This window comes from Pseudomonas sp. PDM26 (assembly GCF_019219185.1).
Classification (GTDB): domain Bacteria; phylum Pseudomonadota; class Gammaproteobacteria; order Pseudomonadales; family Pseudomonadaceae; genus Aquipseudomonas.
The window spans coordinates 316,062-341,563 of record NZ_JAHUWC010000006.1; the positions used below are offsets into that span (position 1 = coordinate 316,062).

16 protein-coding genes are annotated in these 25,502 nt (G+C 53.9%); 3 read left to right on the top strand and 13 right to left on the bottom strand.

What is annotated here, in order from left to right; translation table 11 throughout:
* Positions 1 to 383: 383 nt before the first annotated feature.
* The 8 genes from KW849_RS14800 to KW849_RS14835 form a co-directional block, all read right to left on the bottom strand.
* A complete protein-coding gene (locus KW849_RS14800) occupies positions 384 to 626 on the bottom strand; it encodes a hypothetical protein (RefSeq protein WP_218430050.1) in 243 nt (80 codons plus the stop codon).
* Between the two features lie 294 nt (positions 627 to 920).
* Positions 921 to 3,023, bottom strand: a complete 2,103-nt coding sequence (gene brxL / locus KW849_RS14805; protein WP_218430051.1) for a BREX system Lon protease-like protein BrxL — start codon at positions 3,021 to 3,023, stop codon at positions 921 to 923.
* Between the two features lie 12 nt (positions 3,024 to 3,035).
* Positions 3,036 to 5,543, bottom strand: a complete 2,508-nt coding sequence (gene pglZ, locus KW849_RS14810; protein WP_218430052.1) for a BREX-1 system phosphatase PglZ type A — start codon at positions 5,541 to 5,543, stop codon at positions 3,036 to 3,038.
* Positions 5,544 to 5,707: 164 nt separating this feature from the next.
* Positions 5,708 to 9,265 carry a BREX-1 system adenine-specific DNA-methyltransferase PglX gene (pglX, locus tag KW849_RS14815; RefSeq protein ID WP_218430085.1) on the bottom strand — a complete coding sequence of 1,186 codons (3,558 nt, stop codon included), beginning with the start codon at positions 9,263 to 9,265 and terminating at the stop codon, positions 5,708 to 5,710.
* A gap of 70 nt (positions 9,266 to 9,335) precedes the next feature.
* Positions 9,336 to 12,905, bottom strand: coding sequence for a BREX system P-loop protein BrxC (gene brxC / locus KW849_RS14820; protein WP_218430053.1), 3,570 nt, complete (start codon positions 12,903 to 12,905; stop codon positions 9,336 to 9,338).
* 11 nt (positions 12,906 to 12,916) lie between these two features.
* A complete protein-coding gene (locus tag KW849_RS14825; RefSeq protein ID WP_218430054.1) occupies positions 12,917 to 13,573 on the bottom strand; it encodes a DUF1788 domain-containing protein in 657 nt (218 codons plus the stop codon).
* Positions 13,570 to 14,181, bottom strand: coding sequence for a DUF1819 family protein (locus KW849_RS14830; RefSeq protein WP_218430055.1), 612 nt, complete (start codon positions 14,179 to 14,181; stop codon positions 13,570 to 13,572). Before KW849_RS14830 ends, KW849_RS14825 begins: the two co-directional genes overlap by 4 nt.
* Positions 14,174 to 14,377, bottom strand: a complete 204-nt coding sequence (locus KW849_RS14835) for a helix-turn-helix domain-containing protein (RefSeq protein WP_256357230.1) — start codon at positions 14,375 to 14,377, stop codon at positions 14,174 to 14,176. Before KW849_RS14835 ends, KW849_RS14830 begins: the two co-directional genes overlap by 8 nt.
* 493 nt (positions 14,378 to 14,870) lie before the next feature.
* Between KW849_RS14835 and KW849_RS14840 the strand changes: the two genes are divergently transcribed.
* Positions 14,871 to 16,295 carry an IS1182 family transposase gene (locus KW849_RS14840; RefSeq protein WP_218430056.1) on the top strand — a complete coding sequence of 475 codons (1,425 nt, stop codon included), beginning with the start codon at positions 14,871 to 14,873 and terminating at the stop codon, positions 16,293 to 16,295.
* 118 nt (positions 16,296 to 16,413) lie between these two features.
* Here KW849_RS14840 and KW849_RS14845 read toward each other — a convergent pair whose 3' ends face one another.
* Both KW849_RS14845 and KW849_RS14850 read right to left on the bottom strand, forming a co-directional pair.
* Positions 16,414 to 17,166 (bottom strand): hypothetical protein, encoded by a 753-nt coding sequence (locus KW849_RS14845; RefSeq protein WP_218430057.1) that lies wholly within the window; start codon positions 17,164 to 17,166, stop codon positions 16,414 to 16,416.
* Between the two features lie 59 nt (positions 17,167 to 17,225).
* Complete coding sequence (locus tag KW849_RS14850; protein ID WP_218430058.1) at positions 17,226 to 18,203, bottom strand: DNA replication terminus site-binding protein; 978 nt, start codon at positions 18,201 to 18,203, stop codon at positions 17,226 to 17,228.
* Between the two features lie 889 nt (positions 18,204 to 19,092).
* On the opposite strand from KW849_RS14850, the gene KW849_RS14855 reads away from it, so the two are divergent.
* Both KW849_RS14855 and KW849_RS14860 read left to right on the top strand, forming a co-directional pair.
* Positions 19,093 to 20,019, top strand: a complete 927-nt coding sequence (locus KW849_RS14855) for a DNA-binding protein (protein ID WP_218430059.1) — start codon at positions 19,093 to 19,095, stop codon at positions 20,017 to 20,019.
* The gene (locus tag KW849_RS14860; RefSeq protein WP_218430060.1) at positions 20,012 to 20,497 is read left to right on the top strand and encodes a hypothetical protein; all 486 of its coding nucleotides are present in this window, start codon (positions 20,012 to 20,014) and stop codon (positions 20,495 to 20,497) included. Before KW849_RS14855 ends, KW849_RS14860 begins: the two co-directional genes overlap by 8 nt.
* A 921-nt stretch (positions 20,498 to 21,418) precedes the next feature.
* Here KW849_RS14860 and trfA read toward each other — a convergent pair.
* The 3 genes from trfA to KW849_RS14875 are packed head-to-tail and all read right to left on the bottom strand — an operon-like array spanning position 21,419 to position 24,322.
* On the bottom strand, positions 21,419 to 22,534 hold the full coding sequence (gene trfA / locus KW849_RS14865) for a plasmid replication initiator TrfA (protein ID WP_218430061.1): 1,116 nt from the start codon (positions 22,532 to 22,534) through the stop codon (positions 21,419 to 21,421).
* A 10-nt stretch (positions 22,535 to 22,544) separates the two neighbouring features.
* Positions 22,545 to 23,516, bottom strand: coding sequence for a ParB/RepB/Spo0J family partition protein (locus tag KW849_RS14870; protein ID WP_218430062.1), 972 nt, complete (start codon positions 23,514 to 23,516; stop codon positions 22,545 to 22,547).
* Positions 23,516 to 24,322, bottom strand: a complete 807-nt coding sequence (locus KW849_RS14875) for a ParA family protein (RefSeq protein WP_218430063.1) — start codon at positions 24,320 to 24,322, stop codon at positions 23,516 to 23,518. Before KW849_RS14875 ends, KW849_RS14870 begins: the two co-directional genes overlap by 1 nt.
* Positions 24,323 to 25,502 lie beyond the last annotated feature (1,180 nt).

The following is a 25,502-nucleotide window of genomic DNA, read 5'->3' on the forward strand; positions in this document are numbered from 1 at the left end:
GAAAACGGACAAAATCGTACGCTAAGCATCCGACCTGTCAGGTTGAGGCCATAGAGATTGACCCCGAGGCGTCAGAAAATGCGAAAGCGGCCCTAGTCTGACGCGGTGCCAGTGAACGGGGTCATGCCGAGATAAGGCAAAAATTAGGACATTTGCTTCGCAAGCGGTTGTTCTATAAAGGCTTTCGTGAAATCCACATCAATTCCTCCTGAATGGCTGGCCACCTCGGACAATCCGCGCAAGCCTATCGCGTTGTCTCAGGAATTCTCAATCCCGACAAGTAGTTGCAGACCAAATGAGTGAATTTTCCCTTATCTTGGCATGACCCCATGTCCGTCTCTGGGTGCCAGGGATTACCTTAAACAGCGTTATGCGCAGTCCGCTTAACTATGCCCATCGCGCGCATCGGCGATGAACTGCAACGTGTCGGCCTTGCGCTCAGCCGAGCAGTCGGCGTGCCTCACCAGCGCCTCGCAGTAGGCATAGTCAGCGTTGACCAGGGCACGCAGCAGGCCCACGCACAAGGTGACTTCATCGTCGTAATTGTCCTGCAGCTGCTGATACTGCGCTTCCAGCTCGGCAATGCGCGTTTGAAGCAGCTCGGGGGTTTTCTCGGTATGGGTCATGTCGTGGGGGTTCCTTCTGTTCATTTCGTTAGTGGCGGTCTGATGAACGAGGTTACCTTTAGCTGGAGAGCTTTTTGAATCAGTCCGTACGATAAACCACCCTCGGCCGATGCCGGGGTGATTATCGGCACGGTGAGCTCTCACTTATTTTTTGCGATGACTCAGCTTTTGCGCTCAGCTCCTGCTACGGCCGAAATCTTGATTTCTCCACGCCTAAGGCGTTCGCAGTCGCCTAGCTTTTCTTTTGACGTGCAGCGAACCTCCGTCAGAGTGCCTATGCCTAATCGCCGTAACTTACGAGCAGGCTGCCGGGTCAACCCGCACAAAGGTCACACTGAATTCTTTGCACTGCCGGTGCTGCTGGAGCCGGTTCGAAAAGCTGAAGGCATCATTCAGCTCAAAGCGCTGAAAAACATCCAAGCCACGGCCAAGCACTATCTTCCAACCCGTGTCGGTTGTGATGTCTCGATCATGCTTGGTGCCGCTGATGTCGTAGGCCCAACTGAACTGGATGCCAACGCCGGTACAAGCATCAGCGATCTTCTGCAGGCTTTCGGTCTGACGATCACCATTGGAATCATCCTCAACGGTCACCACATGAACAACCACCTCATCTTCCGGACCTTGCAGCTTGCTAATGGTCTCCATCAGTTCCATCAAGTTGCGCAACTGGTGGAACATACGAAGATAGGGGTCTGTGATGATGATGCGCTTGGCACCTACCAGATAGGGACTGAACAATTTGTCAAAACTCAGTCCTCGCTGATTTTCGTGGAAGACCAAATGCTGCTCTTTCAGCACTGGCTCCACAGGCACAGGATTGCTAGGGCGTGAAGTTGGTCCTTGCGTGGCTGGCGTTGCCTCGATAAGCGCCAAAGGGTCAGTGCCGACTTGGGGTAAGTCTGCAGTAGAAACTTCAGTCGCTCCCCGACGATGGTATTGATTAGGATACTCATCCTCTTCCAGAGTGCACACCAAACGCTCCTGAGCATCAGCACCCTGATAGGCAAAACGAACTGCCGGATAGGTCGCGTCAATGCGTAGCAACTGATCCTTCACCCGCTTGCGCCCTTCAATTGCAGTGCGCAATACGTCTTCTACTTCGGCGTCTGTCGTCTCGCCATGCGGGTACAGGATCTTCATCAAACCAGAAAAGGTTTTGTTGATGCCATCGCGGTCGCGCGTCGAAATATCGTCGGATAGCGTGAACTGTCCCTTGTAGCGATCTGAGTAGTCATGACTACGAAGCGAGCGCAGGATCTCGGCCAGGTAGTCCACCACGAAGCCGTAACCACTGGAGAACATCTCGCCACGGATGACATCCACTTCCCAACCGGGGATGTAGCTGTGAATGCGATCGAGAAAGGCTGAATCGTGGAACTTTTCCGGCAGCGGGTCGAACAGGTCCGTGTGCTTAAGCATGTACGGCACGGTGTGATCGGTATTACCCACAAACACCATGCTGGCCTCTGCCCCCAAGGTTTCCACTCCCCGCGAGAACGACTTGTTGGCCATGTAGTTCTTCATGATGTCCACCAGAGCCTTGTCCACTCGCTTTTGCTTACCGGCGAACTCATCGAAAGCCACTACATCCCAGTAACCCACCAGACCGAGCTTACCCGTGCCGTTATGGACGAACAGCTTGGGAACCGTAACTTCGCCACCGGAAATAAGAATGCCGTGGGGCGAGAACTCAGAATAAACGTGCGACTTGCCGGTGCCCTTCGGCCCCAGCTCTATCAGGTTGTAATTGCGCTCGCAGAACGGGATAAGGCGGATAAGCTGAGCGAGCTTATTGCGCTTGCCGAACATCTGCGGATTGAAACCTACGCTCTGGATCAGCAGGTCAATCCACTCATCAGTGGTGAACTGCTTACGTGCCTCCAGATAGCCGTCGAAATCAAAGCGGGAAATCTGAATTGGCTTTAGCGAGGCCAGAATCCAAGGTGAGGCAGACTTGTCCTCGGTGTATTCATACTCCACATCCGCAATGCACCACACACCACCTACCAGCAGCTTCTGGTGGGCCTTGACGGTGTTGGAGTCGATCAGCACCTTCTTGATGCCCAGGTTGGCGAACTCAGCCTCGTACACGTCATCCTTGTCGTTTAATGAGACGCTAATACGGTCAATAATCTTGTGCCGGCCCTTCTCCTTGATGGTCGAGCGCACCAGCCCTGCTTCGTTTCGGTGGACATAGTGCTTGCGCAGGATCTCCTTGACTGTCTCGATACCGGTCTGGATCGTCGCCTCGTCATTGGTCGCGCAGTATTGGCCCAGCAAGTACTCCAGCACATACGACGGCACAATGGCGTTACCCTTCACCGCTTTGACCAGGTCCTTGCGCACCACCAGGCCGGCAAAGTGCTGGTTGATCTTGTCGTCGAGCTGACTCATTGGAGCTCCTGCTTAAAAATCGAATTCGCTGCTGAACGAGCGGCGAATGGAGTAACGCGCGGCTTTGTACCGTGTGAAGTGTGAAGTGCCTTCCACGGTCTCTTCAAGGAGCAACTCCACCTGCTGATTGTTCGCCTCATCGGCCTTGCGGCTGAGAATGAAGCGCACCGGCAACTCCCGTTCACGCGGGTTAGCAGAGCTGAAGTCGAACAACAGCTCATGCTGATCGGATACCAGCTCACCGTCCAGCGTGAACAGACCTGCACGCAACCTACGCGACTGCAGTTTCTCGGTAACTGCCTCAGTTTGATAGAGCACCACGGCCAACTGCCCGGTGGTGATGGTCTTGCCACCGCCACCGATGAACTCCACATCCACCCGGCCCACATCGCTCTGGCGCTTCTTGTTAATGCGGATGACCGGGATCACCACCTCTTGCAGGGTGGCACCACCATGCACAAAGCGGCTTCCAGAGCCCTTCAGCCGCAGACGGCTGATGGACTTGGGAATTTGCACCATAAGCGTACCCGTCAGGCCTAGCTGCGCCGGGTTGAAGGTTTTAAAGCTGGCTCCTTCACGTAAGCCACGGCCCAGTACAAAACGCCGGTCGCGGTAGAGGACCTCATCGCCCTCCGGCTCACCGCTGAGGAAATCGCTCTCCTGCAGCGGATGGTTCTGGTAGATGAAGCCATGATCGGCAGTGATTAGCAGGTTACTAGCATTGGCGTTGGTCAGCTTCTTCACCAGACGGATCAACTCATTGAGCGTTTCCTCGGCCGCCGCAAATACCCGTTCCTCGGTGTCACGAGTGTCGCCGGTCTTATCGATCAAGTTGTGATAGACGTAAACCACCTCGTTGTCGCGCAGCAAGGCACGAGAATCGGCCTGGTTCATCGCCAGTAGATCCTTGGCCCGTACCACCTGGGATGCCAATACCGTGGTCGCCAGAATCTTGCCTCGGTTGACCGAACCTTGAGCGCTCTGACCATCCACTATGGCATCGCCACTGTCGTTGTCGGCCAGTTGCAAGCTGCTGTTGGGTAGCAGCGCCGCCATGCCCAGCTGGGTATAACTCGGCAGCATCGACAGCATCGGCTCCAGATCAGCCTCGAAACGATCTTCCTGGCGAATCAGGCTTTGCAGCTCCTCGCCTACCTCATAGCGGAACGCATCGGAAATCAGCACACACACCTTAGTTTTGCGCTCCACAAAGGGCTGCACATAGCGGCTAAAAAAATTGCGCTGCAGCACTACGGGCGCGGCTTCCCACTGCTGCGCCGCATCCACGTGCTGCTGCCATCGGTCGTTAAGGCGGCTCAGGTAGTTGTTGCCGTACAGATTTTCGACCTGCATAGCCAACTCCTCCAGCAGCGAAGCTTGACCGGATTCACGCAGGTGATAGACGAACTTGCGGTAACGCTGATCCAGCCTGAACCATTGGCTGGCGTACTTTTGCACGCCATCAGTCAGCGACTCCATTCCCAGCTGAGTTATGTCCAGCACCTGGATGAACTGCGCCGCATGCTCCAACGCTAGGTACACATCCTTGAAGCGCTCAAACCAGTGGCTTTGACGGCGCTGGCGAATCCACTGTTCCACCTCCTGAGCGGTCACTGTACGGGCCACTACGGCACGTACCAGTTCACTTAGGATCTTGCGGTCAATCAGCTCAAAATAATCCAGCTCCAGCAGGCTACGCCAGTCCAGGGTTTGAAGCTTGTCGTCGATCTGCAGTACCGCCGCGCACTGCTCAGACAGCGTTTCGAAACTCTGCTCATGCGAACGACTGTCCTTCCAGCGTTTGAGGAACACCAGCGCCTCAGCGGACAGTCGCGCCTTATAAGCCGGGTCGATCCCAAGCATGAAACAAGCCTTAAACAGCTCGATAACGAAATCGTGCAACCCTGGTTGCTCGGAGCTATAGCCATAGGCGCGCTTCACCTGTTCCCACAGATAGGCATTCAAGCCGCTGCTTTCGATCAATTTGACTCGCACATCTTTGCCAGCGGCCAGATCACCCAGCAGGCTTTCCAGAATCACATCCAGGCGCGGCTCGTTACCGGCACACACAGCGAGCATCTTGCGTTGCAGCAGGTTCTGCGAATCACCCGGCTCAAGTAACTTGCTCAGGGACTCGCGGCGTTTGGCGGATTCGAAAAACGCCACATGAGCCTCCATCAGCGGATAGCAGTCCGGTCCCAACTCCAGTTCAGCCAGCCACAAGGCAGCCTGATCGGTACGGAAGCAATTGCCACTGGCGAGTTGCACATCCAACAGCCAATTCTGCAAATGCGGAGGCTCGGCGCCTTCACGGTAAAGCAAAAACTTCTGCTCCGGCTGCTCGCGCAGCAGGCGGTATTTCACGCCAAACTCATTGTTAGCCAGCTCGATTTTCTCCACATCCGGCAGCTCCAGGGTCTCGAAATCAGCGCGAAACTCCAGGCGCGTGTCATACCAGAACACTATGCGCTGCTTGTCGAACAGGTTGATCAGGGCCTGGGTGATTTTAGGGTTACTCATGTTTATGTATTCCCCATCCGAGCCTGCAGTGCTTCGACAAACCAATTGGCCCGATGATGATACTCAACGGCCCCAGCGGGATAACGACAGATGACGCGCCGAAGCTCAAAAGATTGTTCAGTTGGACGCACTGAATCAGCACTGTATCTGCTCCTTGTTCGGCTTCATTCATCCCCCTTGGCATCTAGCCCGACGATCTTCTTCAGCGCCCGGCCGAGCTTGAGGTAGTTGGTCTTAACGCCATCGTCCAAGTCCAGGTTGATCTGCTCGGTGGCCAGAGGGTAGAGGGTATCGCGCTCGTAGTCGTCCAGCTCCAGCAGTTGCTTCTTAAGCGTTTCAATTTCCTTGAGGGCGCGGGTCTTTTCGCCCTGGCTGGTGCTGGTGCTGATGCCGACTTGCTGCTGGTAGTCCAGTCGGGCAGCCAATTTCTTGCGGAAGTCGCGTAGATATTGCAGCACCACACTCACTGTGTCGGTTCGGTAACGATGCAGGTAGATCAGCGCACTGAAGGTGCCCTTGGGACTGGCGAACAGCCAGTAGATCGGGCGTTTTTTGTAGCGCTTCACATGGTTTGTGTAGAAGTCCTTGATAAAGTACTTGCGTACGTCTTTGCCCAGCGATGCTTCGATAAAAGACAGGTTCTCCTCGTAATGCTCCTCGCCAAAGGTCACTCGCAGAAAGGTGCGAAAGCGCTCGGTCACATCGTCAGCAAACCACTCTCCATCCAACAGCGGTATCACATTGTCCTCGTCGGGCATAAAGCGCGGCTCGGGAATCTTACGGACATACTCAGCCAGCGTGTCGCCCTGATTGGCCAACACTAGACCAGCCTTATCCAGGCTATACCGGCCAAACATGCAGCCCACGGCATAGCTGAGAAACTCGGCCATGGTGTCGGCTTGCAGCTGTGCTTCCAGCTCGGCCTTAGTCTTGTCGCCGCCATAGCGGTAATACGGGTTACAGGTAAGAGTGATTTCCTTAATTGGTACATCAGGGGACAGTTCGCCTTGCAGGCCATAGGCTTCGATGAAGATGCGGTTGTTCTCCTCTTCGAGGCGCTGCATTTCCAGCGTCATTACTCGCCAGTTGGAAAAGAGCTTCTGATAGGAGAGCTTAAGGGTTGACTGACGGTAGTTTGGGTGCAACAGCGGTAGACAGGAAAATTCCCATGAGAACTCATAGGAGTTCCAGTCCACCACCGCAATTTCTATTGCCGACTTGGAGTTAGCAAAACACACTCCCTGCACATTTGATGCAATAGGAAGAGTACCGACAGGCCCAGGCTTAAATGATAAAGTCGGACTCACACACTCCAAAAGCGGCTTGACAATACAGGAGTTGCAAACACCAATCCCCAAGAGCTGATCTCTATCATTCTTGAAGAAACACATGCTGCCTGCTGTTTCGAATATATGTCCTTGAGGCACATACCTCATTGCAAATGACGAGCTCGAAACAGCTGACCACGTAATGCCTTCCTTGAAATAAAGATGCTCATTTACGACCCTTTTTGTCACACTTCCGTAACGCGCAACAACATTCCCCTTGATCTCGCTTCCATTTTTTAACCAGTTAACAACATATTCATTATTTCCGTACCATTTTCGATAGCCACCACCCTTTTGGCATGGAAACCATTTGACGCCGCTAGAGGCAGCCTCCTCTGCTGAGCGAGAATCGAATTTCTCTGACTCCAAGGAACACTCCCACCAACGCCTAAGGAATCTATCATTGTCGGTTGTATTTAGTCCTTCTTTTGGTCTGGCCACCTCTGCAAGACTACTATGAGCACCGAATGATTCTCTCATCGAAGTTGACAGCCAATACGCAATTGGACTGCCGGGTATCTTTCGAAATTCTACCGAGGAACAGCGATATAACCAGCCGCAGTCGCGATTCTTGACAGCCTCTCGTATAGCAACGTCTTTTTCAGTCTCAGAGTTCCCACCAACCAAACGCAGGTATTCACCTTTCTGCTCAGGATTATTGCTTTTGTTCAAAACGAATGCTGTCGTCGAAACAATCTCACCACCAATACTATCAAATGCTCTAGCACCGAGATGAGCCATTGAAGCCAATGTCACTTGACTCAAAATACGGTCACGTAACGACTCAAACGATGACAGAAACATCCAGCTTTGCATGGTGATCATTGCCACGGCACCTGCAGGTACCGCCAAATCAAGATTGCGCTCGATAAACATGGCAAACAAATCGGACTTGCTGCTGGGATAGTTTTCCTTGGCCCATGCCCCCAACCGAGCATTCATGCCCTTGCCGCCCATATATGGTGGGTTAGCGATAACCACCGCGTGGCGTGGGCTCAGGTAATCGGCCATACGCAGCACCTGCAGAACCTTGGCGTGGGTGCTGGCGAGGAACAGGTTGCCGGCCATGTCCTTGGCCTCCAGTACGGGCAACACATTTTGCACGCTGCTGAGTCTGGGGCGGATCAGCGAGCCGAAGTTGTCGGCCTCTTCAAACTGATTGAGGGTTTCGCGCAGATCGAGGGTGAACAGATCGCGCCCGACTACCGCTATGTATTCATCCAGTTCTTCGTGGCTGAACCCCACCTTTTCCAGCACGCAGATGTTTGGTTTGATGGCCTTATTGAAAAAGCGACGCTGTTTAGCTCGGGCTTTCATGGTCAGAGCAAAAGCGGCCAGCTCTCCTGCCCGCTCGTCCAGCTCGATCCCATAAAGGTTGTGGGTGAGGATCTTTTCCGGGATTTCTGTGGGATCGGTGCCCACTTCTTCGTAGATGGCATATAGCAGATCAAAGGCATATGTGAGCATATGACCGGAGCCGCATGCGGGGTCGCACACCTTGATGTCTTCGGGTTTGCTGATCTTGAGGAAATTGGTTTCCGCTGGCTCTGGCTTGATGTAGTAGTCCATCTGCCCAGCGAGGGACGAGCTGGGATGGTTGAGCATCCATAGACGGCCCAACGAGTTTTCCACTAGGTAGCGCACGATATAGTGCGGAGTAAATAGCTGGGTGGCGGCGGGAATATTCTCCGAGGTGATTTTCCTGTTCTTCTTTAAGTCCTCAAAGACCTGATCCTTCCTCTCTGAGATGTAAAACTGGTAAAGCCAGCCAATTACTTCAACGATAGGCTCCTCCCCGCCATCGCCATTTTTTTCCTTACAAACATCAGGCGTCATCGCTTCGCGGGTATAGGCCAGAATGGAGTTACCCGACAGCAAGTCGTCAGGCATGAGCAGCTCGGTATAGTCGGCGATCCGCTCGAACAGATACGGCATGGCACTGTGGAAGGCGTTGCACTCAGCAACCACTAGCAGGCGATAGGCTTCCTGCTGCGGATCACGGCTGGGTGCGGTGCCGCTGAGCAGAGACTGAATCTGCTGGCGGATTTTCTCCGGCACGCGCTCTTCATCGATATGCCCGGCTTTGGCTTCAGAGAGGATTTCCGGTTGAAACTGACCCTCGGCGGCAGGGGAAACTACGCGGATGCGGGTGTAGCCGTTGACGTCCATAAAACGCAGGGCGCAGATACGGTTGAACCACGTGTACGCGACCTTGTCGATCAGCATTTCACGACCACTATTGGCAATCTGCCTTTCCAACTGACTGACAGCTTGCGGGTTCTCGCGGCGGGCGGCGCTGCTGGCATCGAGTACCAGGGCGAGCTTTGCGCCGACTTGCTCCAGCATCAGGCGACGTGCTTGCTGGGCGAATTTTTTGAGTTTGCTGGTTTCCATCATTTTCTCGTTATAGGCCAACTCGACCATTTGCGTGATTCCACGCAAATGATCAGGGCATGTGTCCGTTTCAGATCTGTACGCGGTTACCGGCCTGAATTTCTTTTAGCCAGGCCTCGCGTTGCTCGCGCAGGTAGTCATCCAGTTCCGCTTCGCTGGCCAGCCAGGGTTTGCTGTAACCCACCTTGATGGTGCGCGCGGGCACCAGACGGGGTACGGCCACTTCGAGCGGCTCAATGGCTGGAGGTGTACTGTCGCCGGCACTGCCGGGCATGGGTTTCTCAGCTGACGTAATCGCGGTTGGCTGCGGCTTGGATTGCTCGGCAGGTTGGGGGCGGGCAAGCTGCTCCAGTTGCAGCAGCAGTTGCGGGTAGCCCGTGTCTTCGAAATGGCGCAATTGGTCGCGGATCATGGCGATACGCTTTTGCCCTTGCAGTGCGTGGCGAGTGTCGGCAAAGGGCTGAACCAGCGTCGTTTGCTGTGCCGTGGTGAGCTTTGCGTATTCGTCGGTACCCTTTAAGCGCTGCTCCAGTTCAGTCAATCGCTGCGCCGCCACGTCTTTCTCGCTTGCCAGTTGATAGGCAACAGCTTGCTGTAGGCTGTCCAGTTGCGGTTTGGCCTGTTGTAAGCGATTGCCCTGCCAAGGTTTGCCGTCTGCGAGCAGCACCTTGATGGCCTCGACCTCGGCGGCTCCAACATAGGAGAAGTTGTCTTCTTGCTCCTGAACCAGTTGGCGAGCCTGATCGTAAATAACCTTTTGCGGGCTGCCCATAAAACGGCGCAGTGGCTCAATGATCTGCTCCTTGGCGTCGAGCAAGGCATCCGACGCGCGGGAGAGGTCAGTAAGGAACCAGCTGGCGTTTTTGCCAGCGATTTCCTTGAGGGTGGCCATCACGCTATCCAGCACACCGAGGAACCCATACTGGACTTTTTGCCCGTGTAGGTCGGCCAGCTCAATCTCCAGTTCCTTGATAGCGTCGATGGTTTCACGCGCTAGGGCACGGGCTTCGTTGCTGCTGGCAGGCCGGTCGAAAAAGTCAGTACAGAACTCTTTGAGATGGCGAATCTGGGAGGCGCTGAACTCGATTTGCGGCTCAAGCACCAGAGTGGTGTGAGCGTTGGTGTTGCGCAAGCTGCGCTCCAGGTTGTCTCCTTCCAGAGGGTTGCTGTCTTGCCGAACCTCCACCTTGCCACGCGCACAGACCAGCGCAAGGTTGCAGAGAATTGCGGCGTAGTACCAACCGTAGTTCTTGCGCTCGAAGCGCTCCAGCAGGGTTTTGACCGTTGTGCGCACACCGCTGCGGGCGTTGCTCTGGATATAAGCCAGTAGTTCCTGCTCCGGCTCGGTCAGGCTAGTAGCGTCGTTGCCGAGCAGACCGTCCTGAGCCTGGCGCAGGTATTTACCGATGTCGTTCTCACTGAACGGCACATCACGCAACATACGCAGGTTAGGGTAAGCAGTTTCGATCAGTTGGTAGAAGCCTTTGAGAATGCGGGCCTGGCCGTCGTTACTGCTGGCCCCAACATCGGCCGCATTGATGATCAGGTGCGCTTTGCCGAGCAGCTCTTTGGCTCGATCCTGCAGCTCGGCCAGGCGCTCAGTATTCTGGAAACCCTTGGCATCGATGATGCGTTTAACCGCTTCTTGCTGGGTGCTGCTGTTCTGGCGGATGTATTTCTCGGTGCGCTTGTGCAGAGTGAGATCCTGCATGAAGCGGGCATCAGCCGGTAGCACCACGCGCAGCTCATCACGGCCCATGCTCTGCATGCGCTGCACCGTGAGGTTATCGAAGTTGTCACTAAGCGGAGTGACGATGTGGATGGCCAACTCAAACTCGCGACTGAGCGAACGGTCGTCCATTTTGCGCGTATAGGCGTAGTCCTGGCCGTTTTCATAGCGGACCTTGCGCTGCTTGATCACACCATCAAACAGCAGGGTTTCCAGATCCTTGATGACATCAGCAGTTTCGATCTCCGTGTTTTTGATCTCTTCTTCGATGTCCTTTTCTTCGTCGGTCAGGTACTCGTAGAGCTCGCCATTGCGTTGGATGTAGGTTTGCTGCTCAAGCAAGTTGAGTGCCGCTTCCAGCTTCTTGCGTTGGGCTGGAATGTCTTCGCCAAAACGCTCCTGCATCAGCACATTGAGATTGCGCAGAGTGGCCTTGAACTCCTTGACGTATTTGACCAAGAACAATGCTTTGAGCACGCGCACTGCGTATGGGTCGCCAAGGTGCCGCTCGGCATTGTTGATGGCGCTTTGAATAGCGCTTTTCAGCGCGCCGCGAATGCCTTCGAACATCCTATCGAAGGTGGCCAGCTGGCCCACTGGCTCGTTGTCGATAGCCATTGCCACTTCGCGGAATACGCCGAGCATGGAGCGTTCGCCCACCGAGTTGGCCTTGCCCTCAAAGCCGTTGTGCATGGATATGCCACGAATGGCCGACTGGAAAAGCGGGAACTGGTAGGGCACGAAGGGGTAGCAGTAGGTAAAGTGCTCCAGATCGCGGAAGTTCTGGTAGTGCTGGCCGCCATCAGAAAACTCGAACAGGGTTTTAAAGTTGTTGAACTGCTGGTCGTAGACAGTTTTTAGCAGGTCGGCACCTATATCGTTTTTGGTCAGCAGGCGCTTCTGGATTACCTCGGCCACGTCGGCACTGGTGAGCTTGAGACGGTTGGCAAAGCGGGCCTGGATCTTGGTGAAGTCGTTGCTTTGCTGCTTGCTCATGTCGCCCATCACGGAGTCCATATCCTCCTGTGCGGTGACAATGACCCATGCCCGACCCTGGCACTTGGTGGCCAGGCTCTCAGCCACGGTTTGCAGGTTGGTCATGAGTTTGGTGTTGTCGGCAATGTACTGGCCGACCTCATCGACAAAGAAATTCAGGCGGAAGTTGGACGGCTGTTTGTCCAGCCATTCCTTGACCTGATTGCCGAAGTCTTCAATGGAAACGCTGTGTTGAGCGCGGTATTTGTCGAGGATGCCTTTGGCCTGTGCCAGGTCTTCACCAGTGATCTGGGCGTAGACCTTGGCGATGTTGCCGGACTCAAGCAGCGCCTGTTCGCGACCACGCTCCCAGGTCTTGTTGGCGACGCTCTGGTAGGCTTCCCTGAACGGGCGGAACAGTTCGCGGCTGTCAAGATCGCGCTCAAACTGGGCGATATAACCCTGTTTTCCGTAGTAACCGCACATTTCGTTAAAGACTTTGACGAACACCGAGAGCAAGGCGTCGATCTGGGTCTTACTGATGATGTCGGCCTTTTGGTCGATGTTGAACAGGATGCTTTTCGAGGAGATGGCGGCGGCTTTCTTGAGCTGAGCGCGCAGCAGCTCGTCGTCGGCCTTGATCTTGGGCAAGAAAATGTCCAGTGCGGTGCTGCCATCGACCTGACGGTTTTCCAGCAACAAGGCGAGTATTTTCAACAGGTGCGACTTACCCGAACCGAAGAAGCCGGACACCCAGACGCCATTGGCATGGTGGTAGTCGGTGTAGGCATCGAGGAAGCTTTCAAGACGCTTGGCAACTTCATCAGTGAGAACGTATTCGCTCAGCTCGTTGTACAGGCTGGTTTCGTCGTCAGCTTTGATCACGCCTTCAATTGGGCGGCCGACGGAGTTTTTGAAAATGCCGTTGAGTTCCATTGACTGCTTCCTTACACCTGAGACTCGAAAATATTGAATGCACGGTAATACTTGTCGTCGTGTAGCAGACCGAACAGTTCCAGTGACGCTCCCTGTTCCAGCGAATGCCGATACTCACCAGGGAAGAACATCACAGTGGGCTTGTCCTTGGCCGTGCTTTGCAGGTTGTTGAGTACGTTGTGCGAGCGGATATAGGGGAACACCTCGCCGATGCCGGAGAGAAACAAAACGTCATAATCCGCCTGCGCAATCCGTTCGCCAATGGCCGGGACCAGGTGCTCCTTAACGTCCAATACACCCTGCAGAAGCTCCAGCAGGCTGTCTTTTTCCAAATCAGACTCAACAGCGCGGATCTGCTCCCACAAGCTGACATCCTCGTCACCACCTTCACGAGCCTTTAATAGATCGATGGTCAGGTCATAGAGGCTGACTTCCAACACCTTCACACCGCGCCCCTGCAGACAATCGACACGCAAACCAGCCAACGTATTGACCAGTTGCCGCTGCATGCGTTGTATCTCAAAGGCTTCAGCCGCCTTGAATTCGCAGATATAGAACGGCAGATCGTTATTCAGCCCCTTCATTTCCAGAAAGCGCCGACCACTCATGACGCTCACTAGGTGCTCAAAGCGAGCTGCCAGCGGCTGCTGACTGATTTTCTGACTCATTGCAGCCACCTTTTAATTTCATGGTCAGTTGCCGGAAATATCAGCAATTGCTCGTTACCGTGGCGGGCCAGTAAGTGGGCCAGCGCGGGGGTCATCAACACGGGCTGGATCAGATGCTGTGCACTGACTAAGTCGGCATCGCGCAACATGCGAAACAGATTTTGCCGGAGCTTGCTATGCGTGGACGCAGCCAGTTCATCCAGCTCGGCATGCCACAAAGCTTTGGCATTGCAGAAGGCATCGTAATCGCTTGTCGTGAGTTGGCGGCGCATAAGCAGGTAATGCTCGCGCAGAACTTCGCGTGCGAAGTCGCGGATGAAAGCATAGCGCCGGCAAGTTGCTGCCCACAGGAGGTAGCCTTGCTCGCGCAGGCTGCCATCCATCAAGAACTCCAGCTCCTCTGGATCCAACAGCTCCAGACGCGCGATCAACTCCTTACTGATACGTGTCGCAGCAGCTGCTGTACGAACTTGCAATAGGTTCTCATCACGCACCTGCTCCCGTGTTTGCTTCCAATCACGCAGCGTTAGATAGCGCTCCACAACCAGCGGTGCTTCCTGCAAAAACAGGCCACCTGTGGTGAAAGAAAGACGATAACGCTCAGCCATCACTTCGCGCCTGCTGCGATTCGTCACTGGCTCCGCCAGCTTTGACCCAGGTATCCACCTCAACCTTCTGGAACTTCCACAACCGACCGACCTTGTGAGCTGGCATGCTGCGTTTGGCAATCCATGCATAAACGGTGTCCTTGCTGACGCCGAGGTGTTCGGCAATTTCATCAACGCTGAGCCAACGGTCGGTCATGGAATTGATTCACAGTAAAAAATATCTGACGATCTTAGCCGATTTAGTCGGGTTTACTAAGGTTATACCGATATTCCACATTAACCGGCGCTGGCTTTACTCTCCGCGCTGAGAGCGGCCGATCAAGAATGCGCGACAGGAGTTGGCGGCCGAAGATGGGGTCATGCCGAGATAAGGGAAAATTCACTCATTTGGTCTGCAACTACTTGTCGGGATTGAGAATTCCTGAGACAACGCAATAGGCTTGCGCGGATTGTCCGAGGTGGCCAGCCATTCAGGAGGACTTGAGGTGGATTTCACGCAAGCCTTTATAGAACAACCGCTTGCGAAGAAAATGTCCTAATTTTTGCCTTATCTCGGCATGAGCCCTTTTAGCGTACGCGGAGTGTCCCTGAAAAAAAACCGGCCTTATGCAGGCTGTGTGAAAACCTAGCAATCTGCGCGGCACTCAAAGAAAATGCTTCGTATCGAAAGATACGGAGCATTTTTCGTTATGGCCTACATCCAAGGACAGTCCCGCAGCCAGACCAGCCTATTTCCGGTCTCGCTGGAAGAGTTGATCCCCGAGGATCACCTCGTTCGCGTTATCGACCTTTACGTCGCCAAGCTGGATCTGGCGCGACTGGGCTTTGATAAAGCACTTCCTAAAAGTACCGGCCGGCCCTCTTACGATCCAGCCGATCAGCTAAAACTCTACCTCTACGGTTATTTCCAGCGGATCCGTTCATCACGGCGCCTCGAAGCCGAGTGTCAGCGCAATATCGAAGTGATGTGGCTGATCAATCGACTCAAGCCCGATTTCAAGACCATCGCCGACTTTCGTAAAGACAACAAACCCGCTTTCATCGCGACGTGCCGGGCCTTCGTCCAGTTTTGCCGCACGGCGGGTTTGATAACCGGCGAGTTGGTGGCCATTGATGGCAGCAAGTTTCAGGCGGTCGCCTCTTCACGGCGTCATACGAATTTGAAGCGGCTCCAACATCAAGAGCAGAAGCTGGAGAAGCGCATCGCCCAATATTTGGCAGAGCTGGACGAGGCAGATAAAACCGAAGCCGGCGAAAAGATTAACCGTAGTGCGATCAGAACGACTTTGACGCAACTTGAAGTCAGGCATTCCAATAACTTGACGTGCCAGGCGCTGATGAAATCGATGGAGCTTGAGCAATTCAATACCCACGAAAGCGATGCGCGAATGCTGCGAACGCACAAAGGGCCTCGGGTCGGGTACAACGTACAGACAGCCGTGGACGCTGAGAACTGCATGATCGTGCACCATGAAGTGACTCAGGACAGCGATGATCGCAAGCAACTTGAACCGATGGCCAAGGCCGCCAAGGAACAACTTTCGCAAGATGAACTGACGGTCACCGCGGATGCGGGCTACTCCAATGGCAAGCAGTTCCAGGCATGTGAGGATGAGAACATCACCGCTTATGTGCCTGTGGCGCGATCACTCAACTCCTGCGGCAAGGAACAGGCATTTTTCGATCGAACAGCATTTGCCTACGATGCGTCGCAAGATCGATATCAATGCCCTGCCGGAAAATGGCTGATCTTTAAACAGATCAGCAACAAAGGCCGGATCTACCAGTCGGCGCTCAGCGACTGTGCAAGCTGCCCGTTAAAAGCGCAATGCACCGAAGCCCGGCGCCGATACATCTCACGCCATCTGCACGAAAAGGCATTCGAGCGAATGGAGCAGCGAATGCAGGCGCATCCCGAAATGATGGTCAACCGCAGATCCATCGTCGAACATCCCTTCGGCAACCTTAAACAGTGGTTATTTGGTAACGCTCGCTTCTTGCTGCGACAGCTTGAAGGCGCGAGAGCTGAAATGGCCTTGGCAGTGAACGCCTACAACCTGAAAAGAGCGATTAACGTGTTAGGCGTGCGCCAGATGATGGCGTTGATGGGCTGAAAGGCCTTTTTTCGTCTGCTGTGAGCACAAAAGCAAACGCCCCGAACAAGTCGGGGCGTTTGTTGGAACCGTCATCAGCGTGTTTTCACACAGCCTGTTATGGGCCGGTTTTTTTATGTCAGGACAATCTGTCGATTGGTTCGCTCATATCGTTGCCAGTTGTCACCTTGTAGTAGTTAAATTCTTCGGTGCGTAAGGCTTCGACAGGGTGGTATTCCTCGGAGTACAACTCGGCATCGTTGTTGCCGTTTTTGCCGTCGAACAGACTTAGAAACGACCCGACCATGAAGCCAAAGGCACACACAAGAAGAACAAGGAACCCGATATTCGGTGCGAACAGGGTGTTGAGCACACAAAAGGCGACCAGCGCACCAATCGTGTAGACAGGAACCTTTGTGCCAGCATTCTTGCTGTGTGTCAGGTGCAATGCGCCCGAGGCAACAATCGAGGCCAAGGCGAGATAAGCAAACATCTCGTAGCCAAGGGTCAAGGTTTTGGTGCTCCCTACAAGCACGCCAGCGAAGGCCAGTGCGATCGTCACCAGGTGCTTCAGCGTCCACAGTCCGCCAGCATTACGAATGCCCTCCTCCACGGCCCACAGTTTCTGGATGGGAGCAGGCAGTTGCGGCCGCTGCGCCAGTTCAGCAATCAGGTCAACCACGTTCACGGCATAGGCTGCATCGGCTTGCGAAGGATTGTTTTTGCCGGCGACATGGCGCAATGCGGTGATTGCGCGTCCAAAGTCCGCGGGAGCCTTGCGCAATGCATCGGCGTTGAAGCTGAACAGGTCGATCGTTTCGGGAGGCAAGCCCATGTAGCGCTCCACCAGTGCTTCAGCCCGCTTGACTTCTGATTCAATGATCATCTTCATTGCGAATTCTCCTTTCGACTGACTACATCCTACCGCACCTGCTGAATATGCAATCCCTCTCACTGGCTTGTGTATGTCTGGCCGGCAAGCCGATACGTGGAAGCGACCTCCTCCTCCGGACTCTGCTGATCATCCAGCTTCTCCTGGACAGGCTTGCTCTTCGCTGTCGGCAAGTACATGTCGCGCCCCTGCAGCACCTCCTGACGCGATTTCTCGTCTAGTCGCTTGGCACGCCTTGCGTTGCGATCGAAGGACTTCAACGGCTTTATCGTTGGCGCCCGCTCGCTGGCCAGCACAAACACCGGAAGGTTGGCTTTGATCATCGCGTCCCAGCGACTGCTTTCGGAAAACCACAGCATGCAGCGCGGGTGGGGGGCGACCATCTTGTGCTTGATAAGGATGTCGGCATCCGAGAGATGGACAATCGAATTGAGGTCGAAGTACTCCGGCGTTTGCTCCACGGGAATGTCTTCGGCGCCGGCGCGGATTTCTGCCTTGGCCTCAAGTTGTGTGCGAATCTTGCTCACGGCCACCCGTTCGTTGCCCGGTGAGTGCCCTGCCCATGTGAACGTGATTTGCCGTGGAGCTCCGTCGAACGCGTGGATGGATCGCTTCAGCTGGTTGGTATTGAAGCTCGCGCCCAGGGCCCGTCGCATTATCTTCGGCCGCATCTCCGGCGTGAGGTTCTGTTCGACGCGTGCGAGCTCGATGGCGTCGACCAGTTTCTGTTTGCAAGCGTTGATCGCCAGTACCTGCTCGAGGACTGAGGTGGCCACCGTGAAATAACCTGGCAGGCGCATGACTGTGCCCGGGGCCTGACCTATGTCACGTTCGAAAGTCCCGATCGCCTCGATGGCCAACTTGACGGCGTCTGCGCCAGTCACCTTTTCCACCAGCAAGATGTCGGGAGTTTTTTGCTCGTTGAGCAACGGCAGGACATACACCATACCGTCAACCACCAGTGGTGGCCACGTCATGTTGAATGCAGCGATGGCAGCGGTCAGCGTTTGGTAGGCGGACTGGATTCGTTCGTACATAGGACCCCCTATATTGGAAACCTGATTATACCACCCCTGCACGGTTTCCTCTATTTGCAAGCCCTCCCCTCGACCGCACTCTACCTCCCCCACCCCACCGCCCATTTACCCTCACCTTCATCTCCCTTCCCTTTTCCTTACTCTTACCTTCCATCGCGCTACGCGCGGGTCGATCAGGATAGGGGGCGCGCCTCGGCCCTGCATTTAGGGTTTCAAGGCTCAGCGGGGCTCCTGGAAGGTGCACAGCGGGCTTCGAAGTTAGGTGGAGGGTCAGGAGGAATGCGGCCCGGGCCGGTAATCATGTGCAGGGGTGGTATAAAGTCGTTTGATTGTCGCCTGATTGTCGACCCATTGTTTTCGTGCCCTGTCACGCCGATTCCGGTTTTGGCAGCCACTCTTGGCCGGGCCGCGGGCTGTGTACCCCAGTATTCCTGGTGACATCGCCGCCGGCCGTTGCCACCGCCGGATTGAGGCGGGTCCAGTGGCATCCCTTCGGCTATCCCCGTTCCTTCCCCTACCTCTTCCCAACCAGTCAATCGAGATCGATCGGCTGAGGCGACAACCTGGTTGGTCCGAATTCACGGCCACTGTTCGTTGATGGCGCTGAATGGCGCTGATCGGTCCTGGTGAATGGTGGCCACCGTCGAAGTTCAAGCGTTCAGTGCTCTGACTTGGGCGCTGGCGAAAAGTGGTGCTGCGGCGCTTCTTCGATCGACCAAATCAGAAACGACGGGTGTGCCGTGCGAAATGGTGAGGCCGCAATGTTTGTTTGTTTGTTTGTTTGTTTGTTTGTTTGTTTGTTTGTTTGTTTGTTTGTTTGTTTGTTTGTTTGTTTGTTTGTTTGTTAATAGTTACAATCAACTGAACATTCTTTGCAAGGAGTCTCGCTGTGCGTGAATCCCCGATCACAACTCAAGACATCGTCGACGCTGGCAATTCCATTCTCGCGTCTGGTCGCGCGGTGAATGGATATTCGCTGCGCAACGCAATTGGTAGTGGCCGGGCCGATAGGCTGATCCGAATTTGGACTGAACACGCAGAGCTGAACGGCACCGCCGTTGCCGGCTCCATGAGTATTCCTGCCCGCGCACAAACCTTGATTTCCACCTACGTGAAACGCCAAGAAGCCTCAGTCAATCTTCTGCTGCAGGAATTGGCAGTAGTCCTGAGCGAAGCGGCGCGGTCCGATGCCCTTGAGGAAATCGAGTCGCTGAAAGCGTCGGTAGAACAACAGCGCAATGCGTTGCTTGATGCAGATTTGTTGATTGATCGTCTCGAGCAGACGAACCAGGATCTGGAAACTCAGCTTGTTTTAGAACAGGACAACTCTGCCCAGGTGCGATCTGCCCTGGAGAGCTTGGAGGATCAAGCTCGGAAAGATTCTTCTGCGCTTTCTGAGTTGAACAGTCAGCTGCTTGAGGCCCAAGAGCAGGTCTCCTCTCTTCGCGGCTTGCTTGAAGACGAGAAAACGGCGTTGGGTCGTACTGAGAATGAAGTTCTGAGGTTGGAGGAGCGTGTAGCTGGGTTAGTGGAGACATCCAAGCAACAAGACACTGCGTTGCTCGATGCGCGTCGAGATGCGCAGGCGTCGAGGGAGCGCGAAGCCATGGTTAATGGACAGATGCTGCAACTTCAACGCGATCGTGATGTGGATGTAGAGCTGATAACCAGGTTAAGGCTTGAGGTCGGTACCGCGGCTACCAGGGTTAGCCAAAGTGAAGCTGAGGCCAATGCGTATAAGGGGCAGCTGGCTCAACTCAATGATCGCGTTGGTGGCCTGCTCTCCTCAGTAGGCCCTGGTGGTTCCCATGAATGAGGTTACCTACCAAGGCTTCAACGTCTACGCGACTTCCTGTGCGCTCAAATTTGAGATGGCCACAAATGCGGGGGGTGAGACCGTCCTGTGTATCGACGGGGCCAACAAAGCCGGTGCCGAATTTGATTGGGGCAACAAGTTGATTTTTCAGGTTACACCCAGAGAAACAACCTTGTTCCTCTGCGCGGTAATGGGTCTGGTACCTACGTTCGAAGCGTCTAATCATGGTAAAAGCAGATCCAAGTCTCTGACTTTGCAGAACCAGGTGGACAAAGGGGTGCTCCTTTTGAAGATGCAGGCGCCCCGTCGATCTGTACTGGTGCCAATCACTCCTGACAAAGTCTTCGAGTTGGGCTGTTTGGCAATGCAGGTACTCTCCTCTCAGGTCGGTCTTGACCCTGGTACCTGTCTCTCAATGCTTCGCGCTACTGCTGCTCGCTTCTATCATCACAAAGCAAAAATTCTTGATCCTGGTTAAGAGCGGTTAGAAACCTGTTAAAAGCGGTTAAGGGACTGAGAAACGTGCCTGAAGGCCTTGTTCTATAAGGGTTTTCACCTAATTTCAAATACCTCACCATGAGGTTTTTTTACCTGACTATGAGGTAACGATACCTCACCATGAGGTAAACATACCTCACTATGAGGTAAGTCGGCTTTTTACCCTTTATTTAGCTTTAAATGTGCGGCCCAAGCTATTGATACATAAGGATTTATGTATTTTTAACCTTTATCTGACTTTGGGGTAATTCCACCTGACTATGGGGTATCTTTTTCCTGTGGCCATCGTGTATTCGCTAAGTCATTGAAATATAACGATATTTCCATTTTTAGTGGCTCATTGCTTGCGGCTACAAGCGGGGCCATGTCAGGACCTGATTTAGGGGTAAAAAAGGTCACCATGCTAATCCTTCCTTCCTGTCCAAAGTGGTCAATCCGCCCCGTTTCAAGGGTTTCCAAAGCGCTACCAGCGCCTATTTCAAGGGCTTGCGGAGTATTTCGCGTTTTTTTCGTAAAGACGTTCTGGGCGAGTTTTTGGCCGGTTTTTGCTTTTTTTACTCCTTGGTGAGTTAGCGTTCCGCGCTCTTTTACTTTTTCTACCTCTTAATCAGGTGCTCCTGGCCCTCGCTTTACCCCTAAATCAGTTTTAGCTGGCACGGCGGGATTTAAGGTTTTCGTTGATTTCTTCAGGGGAGATCTGCCTGGGCAGGCGGAGTGATCCAGTTTCAAGCGTGTCGAGGGCACTCGTTGTCGACCCTGCTTGCTTGGCTGGCATGTCGTTGGGCAGCCCTGTTGGTTATGGTTAGCACCGGGCCTGTGGCGGAATTCATACGTTTCCCTCCCCTCTCACCTCTGCGCCCGGAGGAGGTCTGCTGCTCGATCTGCAGGTACAAAAAACCCCCTAAGCGGGGGTTTTGGTATTTGCCTTGTTTCTCACGACAGTCACCTTTCCTGCCCTGTCACAACTAGCCTCTTTGAAGAAGCCCACGGTAACGAGTTCGTTCAAGGCTTCTTTGATCATTTGTCTTGCTTTGCCTGGTGTCGATACGCGCGAGCCGGCGTGCTTTATCAGGGTCTCAACGTTCAGTGCGTAGGGCTCACTGTGCGAGGCGTAGAAACCATGAAGCCATTTGGCTAGGTTTCCGGGCAATGCCATTCGCTGCTCCCATTCGATTCTGGTGCTGTAAAAGCCTCCCCCAAACAAGGTCGCAATTTCAGGCTCTAGCTCTACGATCCATTCGTCATCGACGCGTTTGCCGGCGACGTCAAAGTCATCGCTGTATTCAAACTTTCTGACAAGCGAGAGAACCACGCCGCGGCCGAGCCGTTCCGAGTGAAACTGAACACCAGTGGTTTTCAAGCGGGTCAGGATCGTCATGAGCCGGACTGTGTGCTTTACACCATATGGCCACTGGAGGTCCTTTTTCATCTGCGCTGGGCTGAAGCGAATCGGGGACCCTAGTTCCTGGAGCCGGGCAAGATGAAGTACTTGCAGCCAAACGTCCAAGTCGTCTTGGCGTAACTCCTCCCCCGTATAGATCACACGGGAGTTGCCGTAACTGGAGACTTCAACTGACTTCAATTGATCACGTTGAACGTTGCGATTCCGAGCGGTGAACAATGCACATCGAAGCGCTTCATTCGGAGCTTCTCGAAGTTCGTCAGCCCATTTGCCCAGTCGTTTTTCCGCGTTCTCCTGAACTTCCTTGGCCCGTTGTTGCGCGGCCTTTAGGCCATCGCCTCGACGCTTGGTAGGGGCAGCTTCTGACTTTTTGGTTTCGGCCGGCGTCGGTTCGGTGTTACCCGCTTCGCTAGTCGTATCCCCCGTTGCCTGTTCTTGTGAACTGAGCTGATCCTCCCTGAGGAGTGCAGCGCTCTGTGCTGCTTCGGCCCGCTGTCTTGCCGCTTTGATGCCATGACCTGGCTTAGATGGAGGTGCACTCCCCTCCCCCTCTGCGCCGCCCTGGGAGGCGAAGAGATCACCATTTCTGGGCCGTTCCGATTTGGTGTCGTTCACACTCGGACCCCTATGCCGATTTAAGGCTTTTCAGAAATTCTTCAAGTTTTTCAAGCTGCTCGTCTGAGAATTGCGAGCGAACCAGTTTCAACTCATAGTAATTTTTGCTTTTTTTCGCATGGCCGAGCTTAACCTCACCGCTCTTGATCTCGAACCCCGCCGTGGTTTGCGCGGCTTGCGGAAATTTTTTCTCCAAGGAGCGTGCCAGATTTTTTATAGGCGTACCGCTGCTAAGTGCTGTCTGGATAATGGAGATTAGGGCCTTTTCCAAAGCCTCCTGTGAAGTTCCTGACTCCACTTTCTCCTTAATCAACTTTACAGTTTTCTCGGCACTTGCTGCTGTGATCAGTGCGGGCTTCTTATCCAGAAGTGTATTCACCGCAACTGGAAGACTTTCGAATGCCATCATCCGATAGTACGTCGATTGTGTCAGCCCAAATTCTTGGTGAGTGGTACTGATGCTTCCAAATTCATTCTTATGCCGGATAATCGCACGTGATTTTTCATAATCACTCAAATCCTTGCGACCTAAGTTTTCTACGAGACCCCTAGTCGAACTTTCTTGGTCCGTGATATTGACCACGTGCGCCAAGATCCTGGTCTTTCCCAAAACCTTGTGAGCTCTTACCCTGCGTTCACCTGAGACGAGCTCATATCGGTTTCCCTTCGCTCTAACTTCAATTGGAACCAATAGGCCTTGCTCATCGATCAGCCTGACCAGCTCGTCCATTCCCTCAAAGTCTTTACGTGGCTGGTAAGGGTTTGGGTCAATAATTGAGATATCAATTGAGCGCGCAGACCAGTGTTCTGTTTCAGAAATACCCGTATCTTCAATAATCTGTTTGTGGTTTACGAAGCTTTCAGTCAGGGAGCCTGCAAGTAGCGCGGAAATCCCTTGGCGTCGCGGTTTGACGGCTTTGTCGTCAACCGCCTTTCCAGTCTTCTGGTTGGGTTTTTTTGTGGTTTCGGTTGCTGCGCTCATTATCTAGAGCCCCCTGTTGTTTCTGCAACGTAGGTAGCAAGTTCCCCATATTGCTTCGTAACTTTGTTATTGCGATCTAGCATGCGCAAACTTCTGTTTATCGCAATCGACTGATTCACTTTGCTTGTTTGAGAGATCTTTACTGGAACAACGGTTCCGAACATCTCAATCGCATCCCGTTCATTTTCCTGGCATAAAGTCAGTCGTGAATCATGCTTAACCAGCAGTGCACCGAGAAAGCTTAGTTCAGGATTGATTTTCTTAATTCTATTGATTCTTTCCTGTAGGTCTGCGAGTCCATACAGACCATAAGCAGCGCCCGATTCAACAGGAATTATGTAGTGTGTTGCGGCAGCGAGTGCATTCATTGTTAGAAGCCCAAGATTAGGTGGGCAATCCAAAATAATGTAATCGACCACACCCATTAATGGGGCAATTCGAGCTTTCAGAACTTCGTTTGGTCTTGGGTCTTCCTGTTTAATAAAGTCAGGAACAGTTTCGAGGCTCAGAGAGCCATAAATTAGACTCACGCCATCAATTTGGGTGTTTTCAAAAATAAACGCGTTAAGACTGGCAGAAGGATTTAACAGCAGTTCAGCGAGGTTGTGTGTGACCTTTGCCGGGTGCTCTGGACCAATGTGCTTCGACGCGTTGGCTTGCGGATCCATATCGATGAGAACGACGTTATATGAATCATTGAGCTGGGCGAGGTGGTCAGCAAGGTTAATCGAAGTGGTTGTCTTGGTTACGCCGCCTTTGTGGTTAGCAATGGCAATGATCTTTGTATTAACGACACGCTCTGCCATTTTTTACTCCTAATGAAAGATCTCAGGTTTACTACCTGTTCATACATCGTGATCGGCATTATGCAACATTACGACGCCTACTTTCTTGTTAAAGCGGTTTTTTTTATGAGGTATCGTTTTTACAGGTGCTCTGCGGTTAACTGATCTTAGACCACTTTTTCCAATCGGCCTGAGATTCTCCTACCCTCCTCCCCCGCGGCTTTTGCCTAAACTAAGTACGAGTTCCGGTCGTGGGCTGGCGTGCCTTCGTCGGCCATTCCCACGGTGGGAATGGCATAGCGCAGCTGAAGGCCGCGGCTGTATATCTTCTTGCGCAGAGGGCGCACCCCCTTCCGGATGATTCCCACGGTGGGAATGAAACGGCTCGGCATCCTACGTTTGGTTCCTAATCCGTGCACCGTTAGCTGGGCAGTTTCGTAGCGGCCGCCTTATTCATGGTGGGAATGAATCGCCAAGGTGTAGTGTTCGTGAATGTTGTGTGCGGGTTCCTGAATCAGCCGGTGTCTGCACATCGTTTAATTCCCACCGTGGGAATGCAATGGCTGAGCGCGCCTTCATTTTTCTGTTGCAGGGTAGGAGTCAGGCCGACCCGGTATTCGCTCACTACAACGACGGGGACGATACGGCCCGACGTCCTGCGTGTGGTTTCAGTTCGCTGCCTCGTGGCCTGGCTGGCCCCTCGATGGGAATGGACCGCCCAAGCGCTCGACTCGTCGATCTGGTGCGCGGCTCATGGATTGGACGGACTCGGCGCACCGCTTATTCCCACCGTGGGAACGGGATGGTTTAGCGCCCTTTCACGATTTCGTGCTCAGGTTGATGGGCTCGCCGGCGGCCTGCCTTCTGCTCATTCCCACGATGGGAATGGATCGCTCTGCGGTCCTGCGTGAGGTTTCAGTTCACTGCCTCGTGGCCTGACCGGTTGTGGGACGGCTGCCGGTACCTCGATGGGGATGGACCGCCCAGGTGGTCGTCTCGTCGATCTGGTGCGCGGCTCATGGGCTAGACGGACTCGGCGCACCGCTTATCCCCACCGTGGGAATGCGATGGTTAAGCGCCCTTTCACGATTTCGTGCTCAGGTTGATGGGCTCGCCGGCGGCCTGCCTTCTGCTCATTCCCACGATGGGAATGGATCGCTCTGCGGTCCTGCGTGAGGTTTCAGTTCACTGCCTCGTGGCC